This is a genomic window from Sulfurimonas sp. (assembly GCF_041563495.1).
In the GTDB taxonomy this organism is placed as follows: domain Bacteria; phylum Campylobacterota; class Campylobacteria; order Campylobacterales; family Sulfurimonadaceae; genus Sulfurimonas.
The window spans coordinates 222,304-238,149 of record NZ_JBFFMZ010000001.1 but is presented as its reverse complement, the minus strand read 5'-3'; the positions used below and the strand labels follow the sequence as shown (position 1 = coordinate 238,149).

Here is a 15,846-nt window from a genome sequence, read left to right as displayed (position 1 = left end):
TAATTAAATAATAGGTACAATATGTCAGCATCCAACAAAGCCGTAGAAAACTCTAACAGACTGCGTTATATAAGAGCATTAGAGAGATTTCATAAAAGTATAGTCTCTTATCTTATGAATACTCCGGAGCTATCGACGGAGAGATACATCAAAAAAATAGATAATGCTCTTAAGGTTTTAAATAGAGTTGAGGAAATAGCGCTATATAAAGGTGATTTGCAAGACTTGCAAAAACTTGTTCAAAAGATAATCGCATATAAAGATTCAGATAAAGAGATAGAAGAGATTAAAAACGATATTTTATATAGCTCAAATCAGTTAGATAAGAGTAAAAATGCAAGAAGATATAAAAAAGACAAACACTCTAGTTCCAAATATGATGAGTGGGAGTAGTTATAGTATATTTAACTAAGAGAGTGTTTTCTCTTAGTTTTGTTTGGATTCTCTTAACATAGTATCCATCAGTGCAAATAGTTCGTTAGACGCTGCTTCCATTTTGTCAAAATTACTAATAATCTCATTCGCATTATTTAGGGTAGATGTCGCTGCCGTATCATCAAGGTATGTTAGATTTTTATTGGCATTATCATGAACGATAGTGTGAGGAGAGGATAATTTAGAAAAAGATGATGTAGCTGCAAATCTTTCTTTACCCTCATTGTCATACCACTTGCCAAGGCTGCACTCATGGGTAGTGTAAGCTGGAAGTTGCTTGTCTAAAGACATCACAGCATTGTATGCACGAGATTTGTAAAGAATGTGATCTAGTTTAGCAAGAACTATAAATATCGAGTTTTCCATCTCATATGAGTAGTTGACGATCTCACTGGAGTTGTCGCTAAGCTCAATTAGTGTTCCTTCAAACTCATTAATCTTACCGGCCGAACCTTCAACAGTATTTTTCATAGTGGTTGAACTCTCTTGAATCTCATTCATGTCTTGTTGTAGAGACTTGATGGATACAGAAATTTCTCCCGTTGCTTTGTGAGTTCTTTCCGCAAGTTTACGAACTTCATCGGCAACAACGGCAAAACCACGACCATGCTCACCTGCACGAGCTGCTTCAATAGCTGCATTAAGTGCAAGTAAGTTAGTCTGATCTGCTATATCTGTAATAAGTTCTATTACAGAAGTAATATCATTGGTCTGATTCGCAAGTTCGCTTATACTATGGTTGTTTGCGCTTACTTGTTCACTTAAGTGACCTAAATCATTTACAATCTCATTAACATTTTCACGAGAATCAGATGCCAAGTCAGAAGCAGATTTTGTTGCTTTTGTAACTTCTTTTAGATTCCCGATATTTTCTCTTAGGTTATCAATTATAAGTGAAAGGGACTCAGACACATTTATACTTTTTGTACTAAGTTTAGAGTTAAAGGTATCTCTGGCAGCTTTTTGATTCTGCTCTTTCATAAATGTAATACTTTTCTCAACACTATTGATTGCTTCAACAAACTCACCGTCCATACCTGCAGATGATATTTGATGAGTAAATATACCCTTTGACGCATCAGTGATTGTCATGTTAATTTCATTAATCAAGTTTTCAATATGCCCTAGCAGCGTTGAGAGTTCACATCCAAGTATTCCAAGTTCGGTTTTTGTATCCTGTTTGCAATCTTCTTTATGTGTGAAATCGCCTCTTGCTGCATGACCAATAAGAGTAATAAATGATCCGATACCGCCCGTAATTGATTTTCTTATCATATTGGCTAAGATAAATACTATTATTGCAACAAATGATCCGGCAATAAGGACTAGTGTTTTGTAAAAATTCAAATCATCAGCTAAGGATAGAGAGTTGTTTGTTAGCTCTTCACCTTTATATTTTACAAGTTTTTTAAAAGCGGTTCTTGAACTGTTTGCAAATGGTGTTAAATCATTTTTATATTTGTGGTAAATAATTTCTTTGGAGTTTGTTATGTCATCACTACTTAAAGATTCCATCATCTTATAAGAATTGTTTAAAAAGAGCATTGTAGATGTTTTTGCTTCTTTTACCATAGAAAGTGAAGTGTCATGAGCCATCATTGTCTCCAAAGATGAAAAAAGAGTTCCAATTCTTTCAATAGACTTATTTAATTTTGACATGTCTTTGTCATAGTCACCACCAAGCATAATATCTCTTGTTGTTCTACTGACATAGTTTAGGTTTTTTTCTATCTCTAGTGTTTGAAGTGCACCTAGCATGGAGTTTTTGTGAAGATGGTCGTACTTAGACTCTATATGACTCATCGCCCAAAAAACGAATATAGTCGCTGAGAGGACAGACATTGTAACCATTAAAATGAATAGATTCATCTTTTTTTGGATACTGGTATTTGCAAACATATAATTATCCTTGTTTAATAATATTTTTGCATTTTAGCATGTAAATAAGATATTTTTATATAAAAAATGTAAAATTTAAAGACATATCAATTAAATGTGATTATTTTACAACTTTTATAAATACATGAATTGTGATAATAAGATGATAATAATAACTAAAGTAAATGGGAATATGTGACTTTTAAATACCCATGGCTGAATTTTGAAGAAAACTTGATTTATGCCTCTAAACCCAAGCCATAATCCCAAAAAAGCTTTAATACTAAGGAGTATTTGAAAATGTGTCATTCCGCTCTCTGCTATCTCTCCAAAGGCTTGAGAAAAGAGATAAAGACCTGTTACAACTGCTACAATAAGCGCTTTTGGAACAACTTTTCTTACATGCATCATAATAGCTTCTCTGGCTTTTGCATGTTCATCTGCACTCAAAGTCTGTTTCATTTTAGACATAAACAGATTATCCGTAAATAAAAAACCGCCATATATAAATACTGAAAATATATGAATAGTGTGTATAAATGTATAAGTAATAACTTATCCTTTTTTGTTTGAATTCTAACATAAGTTGCCACAAACAAGATTGCTTTATATCAAAAGAATTACGTATATATTGGATTTTATGTTACAATGTATGCCTCAGTGCTTTAAGTGCCTTTTACCCATGAAGGGCAGGGAGGGTGAATATGTCTGAAAAAAAAGTAGATAGTTCAAAACTTTATCAGATACCTATAGACGCTTTATCGATAAATGTCGCAGTTTATAGAAAAGATGCAGATGACTTCATTATTGTAGATTTTAACAAAGCAGCGGAGCTTACAGAGCAGCTAAAAAAAGAAGATGTCATCGGCATGCAACTTACTGAAGTCTTTCCTAACGTTAGAGAATTTGGTTTTTTTGAAGTGCTTGAACGCGTTAATGAAAGTGCACAGGAAGAGACATTTGATTTAAAATACTATGAAGATGAACGAATCAGCGGTTGGAGAAAAAATGAGGTCATTAAGTTACCAAACGGTGATGTCATGGCAATGTATGAGGACCTTACAAAAGAAAAACTTCTTGAAGAGAAACTGAAAAAACTTCAATTTCTCGGCAATATTCTAGACAGCTCGATCAATGAAATATATATATTTACAAAAGATGATTTTAAATTTACATATATAAACAGGGGTGCATATTATAATATAGGTTATTCCTTGGAAGAGATGGAGAAATTAACTCCTATAGATATAAAAGTCGGATATACAAAAGGTCAGTTTAAAAAAATCTTGGCACCGCTTATCGACGGCTCAAAAAAAGAAATAGTGTTAGATACCATATACTTGAGAAAAGACGGGACTACTTATAATGTAGAAGCTCATATTCAGTTGATGAAAATTGATGAAATAGAGCAGTTTGTAGTAATTGCACTTGATATTACACAAAGAAAGAAAACTCAATTGAGCCTAGAACAGAGTGAAGAAGAGTTCCGCACCATTGCTGAAAGTTCTTTGATGGGAATATTTATATATACAGATAAGTTTGTATATGCAAATAAGGCTTTTAGTGAAATGTTAGATTATACTAATGATGAGCTATTAAATATGGAGCCATGGCAAATAGTGGAAGAGTCATCTCAAGAAGAAGTTAAAAATATTATTTCAAGACGACTTTGCGGTGAACAATTTCCATATGAGTATGATGACTTAAAAATTATAGATAAACACAACGAAATAAAAATAGCCCGCATGATGACAAAAACCATAAAATATGAAGACGGATATGCCGGATTGGGAACGGCAGTTGATGTAACTGACCTCAGAAATACAAAACAGAGGTTAAGACTATTGGCACAGGCTGTTGAACAAACGGATGAGTTGGTTATGATTACGGATGATAAAGGTGTCATTATTTATGTTAATGAGGCATATGTCGCAAGCACGGGATATAAACATAACGATCTTGTAGGTAAAAATGCACGAATATTCAACTCCGGGTATCATAATAAAGAGTTCTACAGAGAGTTATGGGAGACAATAAGCTCAGGAAAAACTTACAATAATGTAATTAAGAACATGAAAAAAGACAAACAAATCTACTATGAAGAGATAACGATAACTCCAATTTTTGATGAGAAAAAAGTTATTAGAAACTATGTCGCAACGGGCAGAGATATCACTTCTAGAATAAATATGGAAGAAGAACTTAAGAAAAAAGCGACAACGGATAGTCTGACAGGTATATATAACAGATATTACGGAAATGAAATCTTGGATATAGAAGTTGACAGAGCTAATCGTTACGGAAGCAATTTTGCTGTTTTGATGCTTGATATAGATCATTTTAAATCAGTAAATGATACATATGGGCACAATGTCGGTGATAGTGTTTTAAAAAAAACAGTGGAAATAATCTCACTGCATATGCGTAAAAGTGATACTTTTATACGATGGGGAGGGGAAGAATTTTTAATCATATCTGTGCATATTGATAAAGACAAAGCAATGAAGTTTGCGCACAAATTAAGAAGATCCATAGAATCTTATGATTTTGACCCAGACTTAAAAGTAACCATAAGTATTGGAGTTGCGATATCAAAACCTGATGATACAAAAGAGAATATTTTAAAACGTTCTGATGAAGCACTTTACAAAGCAAAAGAAGATGGACGTAACTGCGTTAAATATATTTAAAAAACTATTATTTAACATAAAGAAGTTGTAAACTATAGTAGAATATGTAATGAAAAAATTAAAATATAATGTTTGCGTTATCGGTTGTGGTCCTGCAGGTTTTGCGGCAGCGATGAGATCGTACGACTTTGGTAATCATGTTTGCATAATAGAGGGAAACCATATTGGCGGAGCAGGCGTCATTGACGGTGCACTAAGTTCTAAGACCATGTGGGAACTTGCAAGAGATTTTTCAATTGCAAATAGGGTAGACCGCGGTTATAGAGCTTCGAACATAAGTGTTGACTACGAAAAAGTCCGAGATAATGTTTTTGCGGCCGTTAGAGAAAAAGAGTATCAGATTCGCTCACAGATTGAGACGTTTTCCAAAAAAGAGGGCAGTGATAAAAGCTTAACCCTTATTGAAGGTTGGGGGACGTTTTCACACCAGAAAAGTGTAATTGTGACCAAGCATGACGGTGAAAGAGTAGAAATCATTGCCGATGATTATGTAATAGCAACAGGTTCTCATCCAAGAAAACATCCGCTTCTTGAAGCAGACGGACAGATGATTATTACGTCTGACCATATATTAAAACTTAAAAAATTTCCAAGGGAGATCTTAATAGTAGGTGCCGGAATAGTAGGATGCGAGTTTGCAACAATATTTGCAGAGTTTGGTCAAACCAAAGTGCATCTGCTAGATTCGCAAGAGAGAGTCATCCCCTTTGAAGATGACGATGTAAGCGATTATGCGGCTCGGATGCTTGAAGATATCGGTGTTTCTATTCATCATCCGGCATCTCTTAGATGCATTGAAAAGCATGATACCCATATAGACGTCACACTTGATTATAAAGATTCTCATACCGAAGTTATCAGTGTAGATACCATTTTGGTCTCCATAGGACGTGTTCCGAGTTTTAAAAGGCTTGGCTTGGAAAATGTCGGTATCGAATTAACACAGAGCGGTCTTATCTGCACGGACGAAGAGTGTATGGTTAACAGTAATATATATGCAGCAGGTGATATTTCCGGACATAATGCGCTTGTAAATGTTGCTGAGATGGAAGGACGGTTTGCGGCAAAGGCGATTGAGTCTAAAATAAAATTCCCCCTTAGATACAGAAATATGTCGACAATTATGTTTTTCAACCCTGAAATCTCGGCAGTTGGTCTAAATGAAAAAGAGTGTCAAAAAGCAAAAATCGCATACAAAGTGGTTTTTTATAAACATGCTTTGGTCTCTCGTGCTATCGCGATGCGGGATACCGACGGTTTTTTCAAGATGATAGTAACGGATGAAGAAAATCCAAAAGTCCTCGGTATGCGGGCAGCAGGACCTCAAGCCGCGGCATCTATAATGTATATAGCTACTCTTATAGATCACGATATACGTCTTGGTGATATCATGAAAACAGTACATCCGCATCCAAGCATTACCGAAGGTATTCAAGAATGCATCAGAACTCTTTTGGGCAAATCAATATTTAAACCAGAAGCATTTCCTCAGTATATAAGCTTTAAAAGCTGGAAGCCTACACAAAGATAATTATAGTAGAATTACAAATTAATTAACAATATCTTTTGGAGAGTGAATGAATAATAAAAAGATTGATAAAATGCCTGCAAGATTAGATTTGACTCAAAGTATTACGGGATTGATATTAGGTCTGTTTATTATGGGGCATATCCTGTTAGAAGGTTCTATATTAATCAGTAATGAGATGATGTACAAAGTGACAATCATGTTTGAGGGTTACTACTTTTTTGGAGAGACATATCCCGGAATCGTATCATTTTTAGCTGCCGCTATATTTGTCATATTTATTGTTCACGCAGCCATAGCGCTTAGAAAAATCCCGGATAATTACAGACAACACAAGATTATGAAAAAACATGTGCTAGGGATGAAACATGAAGATACTTCTTTATGGATTATTCAGCTTACAACAGGCTTCATTATGTTTTTTATAGGTTCTGTGCATCTCTACATCATGATAGCAGAACCGTCAAACATAGGTCCGTTGGCATCTTCATTCAGGGTTGTTCATGAACACATGGGACCTCTTTACTTCTTACTGCTTTTGTCTGTGGTTTCACACGCTTTTATCGGCTTGTATCGTCTTGCGATGAAGTGGGGTTTTATGGAAGGTAAGAACACAAAAGTATCACGAGCCAGATTTAAGTTGTTGATGCGAAGTCTGGTAGTTGTTTATATCTTAGTCGGTTCATTCAGTTTGGCGAAATACACATATATCGGTTATACTCATGATTACACTGATGTTAAAAAATACAAATCAAAAATTATAGACTTGAGAGCTCATTAATGAAAGTTATTTATACAGATGTTCTTATCATTGGTGGTGGACTTGCAGGTCTAAGAGTTGCAACAGGAGTAAAAGAGCGAGGACATGACGCTGTGGTTTTAACATTGGTTCCGCCAAAGCGTTCTCACTCATCAGCTGCTCAAGGCGGGATGCAAGCGAGCCTTGCAAACTCGGCTATGGGTGAAGGCGATAATGAAGATGTACATTTCTCAGATACCATTAAAGGAAGTGACTGGGGAGCAGACCAGGAAGTAGCACGTATGTTTACTCACTGTGCCCCAAAAGCCATAAGAGAACTTGCTCACTGGGGTGTTCCTTGGAGCAGGGTGAAACGCGGTGATAGAGAGGCAATTATCAATGCTAAAAAAGTGACTATAACTGAAAAAGATGAGGCGCACGGGCTTATTACGGCCAGAGACTTCGGAGGGACTAAAAAGTGGAGGACTTGTTATACCTCTGACGGTACGGGACACTCCATGCTTTATGCGATGGATAACAAAGCTCATGAAGAAAAAGTTGAGATACATGAGAGACTAGAAGCCATTTCGCTTATCCATGAAGACGGAAGATGCTACGGTGCAGTTGCAAGAAACTTGATGAGTGGAGAGTTGGTAGCCTATGTCTCAAAAGCTACGACTATAGCGACAGGCGGATACGGCCGCATCTACAGTGTCTCTACAAATGCGATTATCTGTCAGGGAATGGGTCAAGCCATAGCTTTGGAGAGCGGTGTCGCGACCTTGGGAAATATGGAAGCTATACAGTTTCACCCGACTGCTATCGTTCCTGTCGGGATTCTTACAACCGAGGGTTGTCGCGGAGACGGCGGTCTTTTACTGGACAAAGACGGTTACAGGTTTATGCCTGATTATGAGCCTGATAAAAAAGAGCTTGCATCCAGAGATGTGGTAAGCCGCAGAATGACGGAACACATCAGAAAAGGCAAGGGTGTAAAGTCCAAATACGGCGATCATCTTTGGCTTGATATTACAATTTTAGGACGTGAACATATTGAGAAAAACCTAAGAGAAGTAAAAGAGATATGTGAGAACTTTTTAGGAATAGACCCTGCAGTCGATTGGATACCTGTCCGTCCGACACAGCACTACTCAATGGGTGGAATTCGTACAAAGTACACAGGTGAGTCTCAGACTATGAAAGGTCTCTACTCTTGCGGTGAAGCAGCTTGCTGGGATTTACACGGGTTTAACAGACTGGGAGGAAATTCCGTAAGTGAGACAGTTGTATCGGGGATGCTTGTAGCCGAATATATTAGTGATTTTCTTGATAGCAGTGAGAGCGATATGAATATTCACAGTGCAAAAGTAGAGTGTTTTTTAAAACAAGAACATGACAAGATTGAAGCACTTCTTACAAAAGAAAATGGAGAAGATGCGTATGTACTTCGCCGTCGTATGGAAAAGATTATGATGGATAAGGTGGGCATCTTTAGAAACGGCAATGATTTAAAAGAAGCTGTTGACGAGCTTGAAGAGTTGCTTAGAAGAAGTAAAAACATAGAAGTCTTTCGTTCAAAATCCCGCGCTGCAAATCCTGCACTTGTAAATGCATACAGAACTAAAAGAATGATAAAAGTGGCACTTACTTGTGCGCTTGGAGCATATTTAAGAGAGGAGAGCCGCGGTGCTCACTCAAGAGAGGATTTCCCAGAGAGAGATGATGAAAATTGGTTAAAAAGAACCATAACTTCATGGCCGGACCCTCAGCAGATGCTGCCTAGTGTGAGTTATGAAGAGATTAACATATCCAAGATGGAGATGCCCCCGGGGTTTCGCGGTTATGGTAAAGATATGACTCATCATCATCCAATGACAAAAGTAAGGCAAGCCAGTGTAGAAGCAACAAGAGCGAAACTTGAAGAAGAATGTCTGGACAGATTTGAGATTCAAAACGCACTTATGCCTTTTATGGATAAGCTGCCTAAAAAATATCAGGGAATCAATGAGAGATTGGGAGAAAATGTATAATGGATGATAATAAACCGAGACTTTTAAAGATAAGCATCTTAAGATTTGACCCGCATGACCCTGAGGATGTTCCTCATATGGAAACCTTTGAGGTTGAAGAATCAGACGGAATGACTCTCTATATTGTCTTAAATGAGATCAGAGAGCACCATGACAACGCTTTGAAGTTTGACTTTGTATGTCGTGCGGGAATCTGCGGAAGCTGTTCTATGCTCGTAAACGGAAGACCAAAGCTTGCATGCAGAACTCTGACTTCAAAACTTGGAGAACACATCACCCTAGCGCCTCTTCCCCTTTTTGAGTTAATAGGAGACCTCTCTATTTATACAGGAAAATGGATGCGTTATCTTAACGAGCATCTGGAGACTTGGATACATGATAAAGAGGGTGAATTACAAGTAGATAAATTGGAAGAGAGAATGGAACCAGAGCTTGCTGATGAGATATATGAGCTTGACCGTTGTGTAGAGTGCGGGTGTTGTGTTGCGGGATGCGGTACTATCCAGATGCGACCGAAGTTCACGGGAGCTGTAGGGCTTAACAAGATAGCCAGATATCATCTTGATCCGAGAGATAAACGCAGTGATGAAGAGTATTATGAACTTATCGGGAATGAAGACGGTGTGTTTGGATGTATGACTCTTTTAGGTTGTGAAGATGTCTGTCCTAAGGATTTGCCACTGCAAAGCAAGATAGCATATTTAAGAAGAATGATGATAAAAACATCAATGAAAAATTAAGAGAATTAAATTTAAATAACAGGAATTTCAGTGACTATAGCAGAGAGTAAAATTAAAAAATTTGAGAGTGAAAATTGTGAGCAGGATAAGGTTTTTTATCAAGCGATGGAAGAGGTTATTTACTCAATAGCACCGCTTTTGGAATCAGATGAAAGATATAAGCAGCACGCGATTTTGGAGAGGCTTGTAGTTCCTGACAGGATTTTTAAGTTTAAAGTGACTTGGATGGATGATAACCAAAATATTCAGGTAAATACCGGCTACAGAGTACAGTTTAACAATGCACTCGGACCATATAAAGGCGGTCTTCGTTTTCATCCGTCTGTTAATGAGGGGATACTGAAGTTCTTAGGTTTTGAGCAGATACTTAAAAATGCACTTACGGGATTGCCTATAGGCGGTGGAAAAGGTGGAAGCGACTTTGACCCAAAAGGTAAAAGTGATTTTGAAGTAATGAAGTTTTGTTCGGCTTTTATGACTGAACTTCATAAATATATTGGACCTCGGATAGATATTCCTGCCGGAGATATAGGTGTGGGAGCGAGAGAGATAGGTTACCTTTTTGGTGAGTATAAAAAGATAACTTCTTCGTATGAGGGTGTTTTAACAGGCAAGCCTTTTATGTTCGGCGGTTCGCTTATGAGACCAGAAGCTACGGGTTACGGTGTCGTCTATTTTACTGAGACTATGCTTGAGATAGAAGGAAAAGAACCATTGGCTGGTAAAATATGTACTGTCAGCGGAGCAGGAAACGTTGCCCTCCATGCCATAGAAAAGCTTCAACAAATAGGAGCGATCCCCGTTTCATGTTCGGATTCTAAAGGAACTATCCACGATTCAAGAGGTGTTGACCTTAAACTGCTTAAGGAATTAAAGTTAGAAAAAAGAGCATCTCTGCAAGAGTATGTAGAAATACATACGGAAGCTAAGTATATTCCGGTCTCAGAGTATCCGGAAGATGGACATGCAGTTTGGGATATCCCTTGTTATGCGGCATTTCCTTGTGCGACTCAAAATGAGTTGAACGGTTTTGATGCACAGAATCTTATAGTAAATGGTTGTGTCAGTGTGAGCGAGGGTGCAAACATGCCATCAACGCCGAAAGCCATCAATGATTTTTTATCTCATAAAATCTGTTTCGGTCCTGCAAAAGCGGCAAATGCCGGAGGTGTAGCAGTCAGTGAGTTTGAGATGGCTCAAAATGCTTCTATGAGCAAGTGGAGTTTTGAAGAAGTTGATGAGAAATTAAAAGATACAATGCAGCAAATTGCAAAAAGAGTAGCATTGACTGCAAAAGATTACGGAGTTGGAGGCAACTACGTAGACGGAGCAAATATTGCAGGATTTAAAAAAGTAGCAGATGCCATGATTGCCGAGGGCATCTAAATATAACAAGGAGTCTCTTATAAAACAGCTAATTATAATTTTAATATTGGTCTTAAACCTGTTTGGTGATTCTGGTGCAGATTTCTCACCGTTTGTCCGTCAACAGCTTACTCTTATCAAACAGATGAATGATGATAATGTCACTCAAGAAAAGATTATGCAAATCGCTAAAGAGCAGGAAGCTTTTTATTCTATAGCTTTAGATGATATACTAAAGAATAAAAATAAATTCATAAATAAATCAAGAGTCTACGATTCTGAAATCTTTGCGCTAGAGAAAATCATAAAACTCAATAAACGTCTCGGTAATAGATATGCGACAATCAGAGATGAGGTATTAGTAAAGTCATATAAACTTTTAAATGCTCAAAATTCAATGATTAAAAATATTCTTTTAGCTTTGGATAAACTGAGTTTTGAGGACTTTCAGGTTTATGTGAGCGATATGTTTGCAAAAAATCAAGAATACAACGCAAATATCACAGATGTGGACTATGAAAATATATTGCAGCTTGATGAACCATCAAGAACTCTAAAACAAGCTCAGGAAAATATAAGAGATTATTACGCATTACTGGAGTTAAACGCGGATACTCTGAAATATCTTTCAGTGTTTGAGAAAAAAATGTACAGGTTAAATAAATACTCAAAGTACAATCTTATAAATCCTGTTATCTCAATAAACAATACCACTTTAGCAACAAAGATAAATTCAGTAATGCGTCCATACGGCTTGGATGTTGTCAAAATAATTTTCATGCTGCTTGTTTTTATTATTATATACATAATACGCAAATATCTCTATAAAGAGTTAGAAGCATATATAGTTAAGATTAAATCTCTTAAGAAGTATTCTAAAAATATTTTAAACAGTGTTCGTAAACCTATAGAGTTGATTATTATTTTAATAAACATAGAGGTGACTCTTTATATCTACAACGACTTTGCCGGTATAGGAAAGTTCGATAAATTTTTTACTATAAGTTATGTTGTCGTTCTTACATATATAGTTTACAAAGTCATAAATGTTATCTCCAGCATAAAAATACATGAGATAGATACAGAAAATAAAAAGATTAAAAGTGAAGTCATAAATGTAGGTATAAAGATAGTAAATTTTGCAATAATGATTATCGGATTATTATTTATTTTACATTTTGCGGGAGCAAATCTTACTACGGTGTTATCAGGTCTTGGAATAGGCGGCTTCGCGGTAGCACTTGCTGCAAAAGATTCTCTGGCCAATTTCTTTGGAACCCTTTCCATACTGATAAGTGATGTTTTTTCGCAGGGTGACTGGATAGTTATAGACGGAGAAGAAGGAACAGTAGTAGAGATAGGTTTAAGAGTCACGACACTCAGAACATTTGACAATGCTATTATTGCGATTCCAAATTCTATTTTAGCCAATAAGGGTGTAAAAAACTGGAACAAACGTTCACTTGGTCGAAGAATAAAGATGAATATAGGTGTTAAATACGATTCAAAACCAAGTGACATTAAAAATGCCGTAAATGAGATTCGAGAGATGCTTGAAAACCATCCACAAATTGCTACAAAAAATACAGAATATGACTATTCACACTCAAAACGTTCAAAACTTGTATCAAAAGACGATGAGCTTGGTGTCAAAAGAACTCTGCTTGTGCATTTGGATGAGTTTTCAGGTTCAAGTATAAATATACTTATTTATTGTTTTTCTAGAAGCGTAATGTGGAAAGAATGGCTTGAGACAAAAGAGGATGTTATGTATAAAATCATGCAAATCTTGGAAGAGAATTCATTAGAATTTGCATTTCCTTCAATCAGTATTTATAATGAAAACGGAGTTATTGAGCCAAGCTAATCATATTTTCAGTCTTTTGTGATAAAATCATCACTTTAAAAATAAGAATTTATAATTTTAACAAATAAAAAAGGTATATAACCTATGCAACAAACACAAGCAAGAGTGAATATTTACGCATTGATGTCTCGCATCTTACTGCAAGAATTAGATATCGATACGTTAAAAATGATAAAAAAAGATGAAAATATTTTAGATTTCTTTCCGACTTTTAAAGATTGGGAGGCATTAAAAGAGATTGACGAAGCTAAACTTTTGGATGAGTACATCAATCCGGATTTTGTAAATCTATCTATTCTTCACCTTATACCTTATGAGTCTTTTTATGTTAGAGAAGACCAGATGGTAGAAACCGGCGGAGCCAATCCTGTTACTGATATGTACAGTGCTTATAATTTTATGGTTGATTATGAAGCTTCCAGAACAGTCTCATCAGATCATATCGGTGTTGAACTTGAGTTTATGCATCATCTTTGTCAAGCAGAGTTAAAAGCTATGGAAGATGAGGATTTGGAATCTGTTAAAGAGATTAGAGAAGTTCAGCATGAGTTTTTAAACAAGCATCTAATCAAATGGGCACCTCTATATCTTATAAACATGAAGTTTGAAGCAAGAACACCTCTTTACTACGATGCTGCAGAGATGGCGTTGGAGTTTATTCTCAGCGATAATGAATATCTTACACAAGAGTCAAAATAGTTAAATGTCATTAATCTCATTAAATGCCAGCCGATGCGTTCGCTCACTCGCACGCGAGAGTGAATGTAACAAATGTGAAGTGATCTGTCCTACAGGTGCTATTGTCGTAGGGGATAATCCTCTGCCGGCGATTAACTTTTCATCTTGTGTCGGTTGCGGTGCATGTGACGCAGTCTGTCCAAGTGAGGCTCTTTCTCTTGATTCTTTCAAACCTACCGAGTTTTTCTTTGAGTTTGTAGAAGATAAAGATAATCTTATATCTTGTCGTAAAAATGTTCCTTGTATAGCAGCTCTTAGTGTAGAACATATCATCTCTTTGGCAGTGCTCAAAAAAGAGATGGTTCTTGATATGGGACATTGTGAAGGCTGCTCAATCGCTCACAAGTGTAAACCTCAAATCCTTAAAAACCATGAAGAGGCGACATACCTCTTAAGTGCCATGGAAAATGAGGCTGAGGTAAGACTTGAAGACGTTTGCTTTGAAAATGAAGAATCAGAAGAAAAAGAGAGTGGCAGAAGAGAATTTTTCAGCTCTATAACTATGGGAAATGTTGCAAAAGGCAAACATGCTTTTGAAGCAGAGGTCAAAAAAGCGACTGATGAGTTAGTAGAACATACACTTGAAAAAGCAGATATAGCACTGCTTAAGAAAAAAAGGGTACCGGAGAGAAGAAAGCTGTTCTTCACGGCTATAAAAAGAGTAAGTAAGCCTTCTAATTATCATGTAGTAGATGCCACAGAAGTAACGTTTACTTCGCAAAAACTTTTAAATGAAGATAGCTGTACGGCTTGCCAGATGTGTTACAGGGTCTGTCCTAGCGGTGCTCTGACATCAGATATCAAAAACTCGAAGATAGATTTTGACCCGTTTCTTTGTATAAAATGCAGCATCTGCCACGATGTCTGCGAACCGGATGCAATAACGCTGTCCACTTCGTACAATGTAAAAGAGTTTTTTGAGCCGAGTGTTCAAAATCTGATTTCGTTTAAAGTAAGAAGATGTGATGAGTGCAATATTATATTTAGCACAAACACAAATGATAAAATGTGTTACAGATGCAAAGCAGAAGATGAAGAAGCTCGAGAACTTTGGGGGATTGTAGGACAATGATGAATAACGCAAATGAAATCTCTCGTCAGACGAGACTGTTTGGGTATATTGGCGAGAATGCCGGTGTAAGCAGATTTAGCGCAGTGATAAACAAGATGTTTAAAGCAAACGGTGATGATGCAATGATGATTCCAATGAACATCAGAGAAGACGACCTTTATTTTACACTCTCAAATATGAAAAAATCACATGTAAACGGTGCTGTGATATCTACTGAATATGTTAATGATGTTGTAGAGATATTGGATGAAGCAAGTGGCATGGTTAAAAAGACCGGAATGTGCGATATAGTCTTTAAAGAGGGTGAGAAGCTTAGAGGTGATGTTTTTAGCATCAGAGTACTTAGCGAGTATTTAAAAGATATACGTGCTTCTAAAGTTGCTGTAATAGGTGTGAATGCACATGCTAAAGCTTTTTCTTTTTTAGCTTGCGGTTTTAATGTGAGTTATTTCAATGAAAACCTTGAAGAGCTTATGAAGTTTACAGAGGAAGTGGAACTTAAAGATGCAGACTTAAACCGAATAGCATCCGGTTTGACTCTTGATTTATCAGGATTTGATGCAGTTCTTGATTTTTCAGATTTAAACTCTTTAGAGATGATTGAAAAACTTCCGCCACTGAGTTTTGATATGAAAAACACAAAGCAGTTTTCGGCTTTGAGACAAAGAGCGCAAGAGTTAAATGCAAAGTATGTCAGTTATGATGATTTGATTGATAAACTTACTGAACAAGCATATAGATTAATAATTAAAGGATAAAAACAG

At 36.5% G+C, this 15,846-nt stretch carries 13 protein-coding genes; 11 read left to right on the top strand and 2 right to left on the bottom strand.

All coding sequences use genetic code 11. From position 1 onward, the window contains the following. Positions 1-21: 21 nt before the first annotated feature. Positions 22-393: a hypothetical protein gene (locus ABYK18_RS01110; RefSeq protein ID WP_373034720.1), complete on the top strand. Its 372-nt coding sequence runs from the start codon at positions 22-24 to the stop codon at positions 391-393. Positions 394-426: 33 nt separating this feature from the next. Here ABYK18_RS01110 and ABYK18_RS01105 read toward each other — a convergent pair whose 3' ends face one another. Beyond that, complete coding sequence (locus ABYK18_RS01105; protein WP_373034907.1) at positions 427-2,238, bottom strand: methyl-accepting chemotaxis protein; 1,812 nt, start codon at positions 2,236-2,238, stop codon at positions 427-429. A 210-nt stretch (positions 2,239-2,448) separates the two neighbouring features. Next, on the bottom strand, positions 2,449-2,784 hold the full coding sequence (locus ABYK18_RS01100) for a hypothetical protein (protein WP_373034719.1): 336 nt from the start codon (positions 2,782-2,784) through the stop codon (positions 2,449-2,451). Between the two features lie 233 nt (positions 2,785-3,017). Here ABYK18_RS01100 and ABYK18_RS01095 point away from each other — a divergent pair, with 233 nt between their 5' ends. The 10 genes from ABYK18_RS01095 to ABYK18_RS01050 all read left to right on the top strand — a co-directional run bounded on the left by ABYK18_RS01095 (position 3,018) and on the right by ABYK18_RS01050 (position 15,840). Further along, the gene (locus ABYK18_RS01095) at positions 3,018-5,003 is read left to right on the top strand and encodes a diguanylate cyclase (RefSeq protein ID WP_373034718.1); all 1,986 of its coding nucleotides are present in this window, start codon (positions 3,018-3,020) and stop codon (positions 5,001-5,003) included. 49 nt (positions 5,004-5,052) lie between these two features. Beyond that, positions 5,053-6,534 carry an NAD(P)/FAD-dependent oxidoreductase gene (locus ABYK18_RS01090; protein ID WP_373034717.1) on the top strand — a complete coding sequence of 494 codons (1,482 nt, stop codon included), beginning with the start codon at positions 5,053-5,055 and terminating at the stop codon, positions 6,532-6,534. A gap of 46 nt (positions 6,535-6,580) precedes the next feature. Beyond that, positions 6,581-7,312 carry a fumarate reductase cytochrome b subunit gene (locus tag ABYK18_RS01085; RefSeq protein ID WP_373034715.1) on the top strand — a complete coding sequence of 244 codons (732 nt, stop codon included), beginning with the start codon at positions 6,581-6,583 and terminating at the stop codon, positions 7,310-7,312. Beyond that, entirely contained in the window at positions 7,312-9,300 is a 1,989-nt protein-coding gene (locus ABYK18_RS01080) for a fumarate reductase flavoprotein subunit (RefSeq protein WP_373034714.1), read from the top strand. The genes ABYK18_RS01085 and ABYK18_RS01080 overlap by 1 nt, the downstream gene beginning before the upstream one ends. Continuing rightward, positions 9,300-10,040, top strand: a complete 741-nt coding sequence (locus ABYK18_RS01075; protein ID WP_373034713.1) for a fumarate reductase iron-sulfur subunit — start codon at positions 9,300-9,302, stop codon at positions 10,038-10,040. The genes ABYK18_RS01080 and ABYK18_RS01075 overlap by 1 nt, the downstream gene beginning before the upstream one ends. Before the next feature lie 30 nt (positions 10,041-10,070). Then, entirely contained in the window at positions 10,071-11,426 is a 1,356-nt protein-coding gene (gene gdhA / locus ABYK18_RS01070; protein WP_373034712.1) for an NADP-specific glutamate dehydrogenase, read from the top strand. Beyond that, a complete protein-coding gene (locus ABYK18_RS01065) occupies positions 11,410-13,272 on the top strand; it encodes a mechanosensitive ion channel family protein (RefSeq protein WP_373034711.1) in 1,863 nt (620 codons plus the stop codon). Before gdhA ends, ABYK18_RS01065 begins: the two co-directional genes overlap by 17 nt. Before the next feature lie 84 nt (positions 13,273-13,356). Beyond that, positions 13,357-13,971: a molecular chaperone gene (locus ABYK18_RS01060; RefSeq protein ID WP_373034710.1), complete on the top strand. Its 615-nt coding sequence runs from the start codon at positions 13,357-13,359 to the stop codon at positions 13,969-13,971. Positions 13,972-13,975: 4 nt separating this feature from the next. Then, the gene (locus tag ABYK18_RS01055; RefSeq protein ID WP_373034709.1) at positions 13,976-15,082 is read left to right on the top strand and encodes a 4Fe-4S binding protein; all 1,107 of its coding nucleotides are present in this window, start codon (positions 13,976-13,978) and stop codon (positions 15,080-15,082) included. After that, positions 15,082-15,840, top strand: a complete 759-nt coding sequence (locus ABYK18_RS01050; protein ID WP_373034708.1) for a hypothetical protein — start codon at positions 15,082-15,084, stop codon at positions 15,838-15,840. The genes ABYK18_RS01055 and ABYK18_RS01050 overlap by 1 nt, the downstream gene beginning before the upstream one ends. Positions 15,841-15,846: the final 6 nt, after the last annotated feature.

Coding starts and splice junctions, on each gene's coding strand:
- ABYK18_RS01110 (WP_373034720.1), top strand. CDS start 22: ATGTCAGCATCCAACAAAGCCGTAGAAAACTCTAACAGACTGCGTTAT.
- ABYK18_RS01105 (WP_373034907.1), bottom strand. CDS start 2,238: ATGAGTCATATAGAGTCTAAGTACGACCATCTTCACAAAAACTCCATG.
- ABYK18_RS01100 (WP_373034719.1), bottom strand. CDS start 2,784: ATGTCTAAAATGAAACAGACTTTGAGTGCAGATGAACATGCAAAAGCC.
- ABYK18_RS01095 (WP_373034718.1), top strand. CDS start 3,018: ATGTCTGAAAAAAAAGTAGATAGTTCAAAACTTTATCAGATACCTATA.
- ABYK18_RS01090 (WP_373034717.1), top strand. CDS start 5,053: ATGAAAAAATTAAAATATAATGTTTGCGTTATCGGTTGTGGTCCTGCA.
- ABYK18_RS01085 (WP_373034715.1), top strand. CDS start 6,581: ATGAATAATAAAAAGATTGATAAAATGCCTGCAAGATTAGATTTGACT.
- ABYK18_RS01080 (WP_373034714.1), top strand. CDS start 7,312: ATGAAAGTTATTTATACAGATGTTCTTATCATTGGTGGTGGACTTGCA.
- ABYK18_RS01075 (WP_373034713.1), top strand. CDS start 9,300: ATGGATGATAATAAACCGAGACTTTTAAAGATAAGCATCTTAAGATTT.
- ABYK18_RS01060 (WP_373034710.1), top strand. CDS start 13,357: ATGCAACAAACACAAGCAAGAGTGAATATTTACGCATTGATGTCTCGC.
- ABYK18_RS01055 (WP_373034709.1), top strand. CDS start 13,976: ATGTCATTAATCTCATTAAATGCCAGCCGATGCGTTCGCTCACTCGCA.
- ABYK18_RS01050 (WP_373034708.1), top strand. CDS start 15,082: ATGAATAACGCAAATGAAATCTCTCGTCAGACGAGACTGTTTGGGTAT.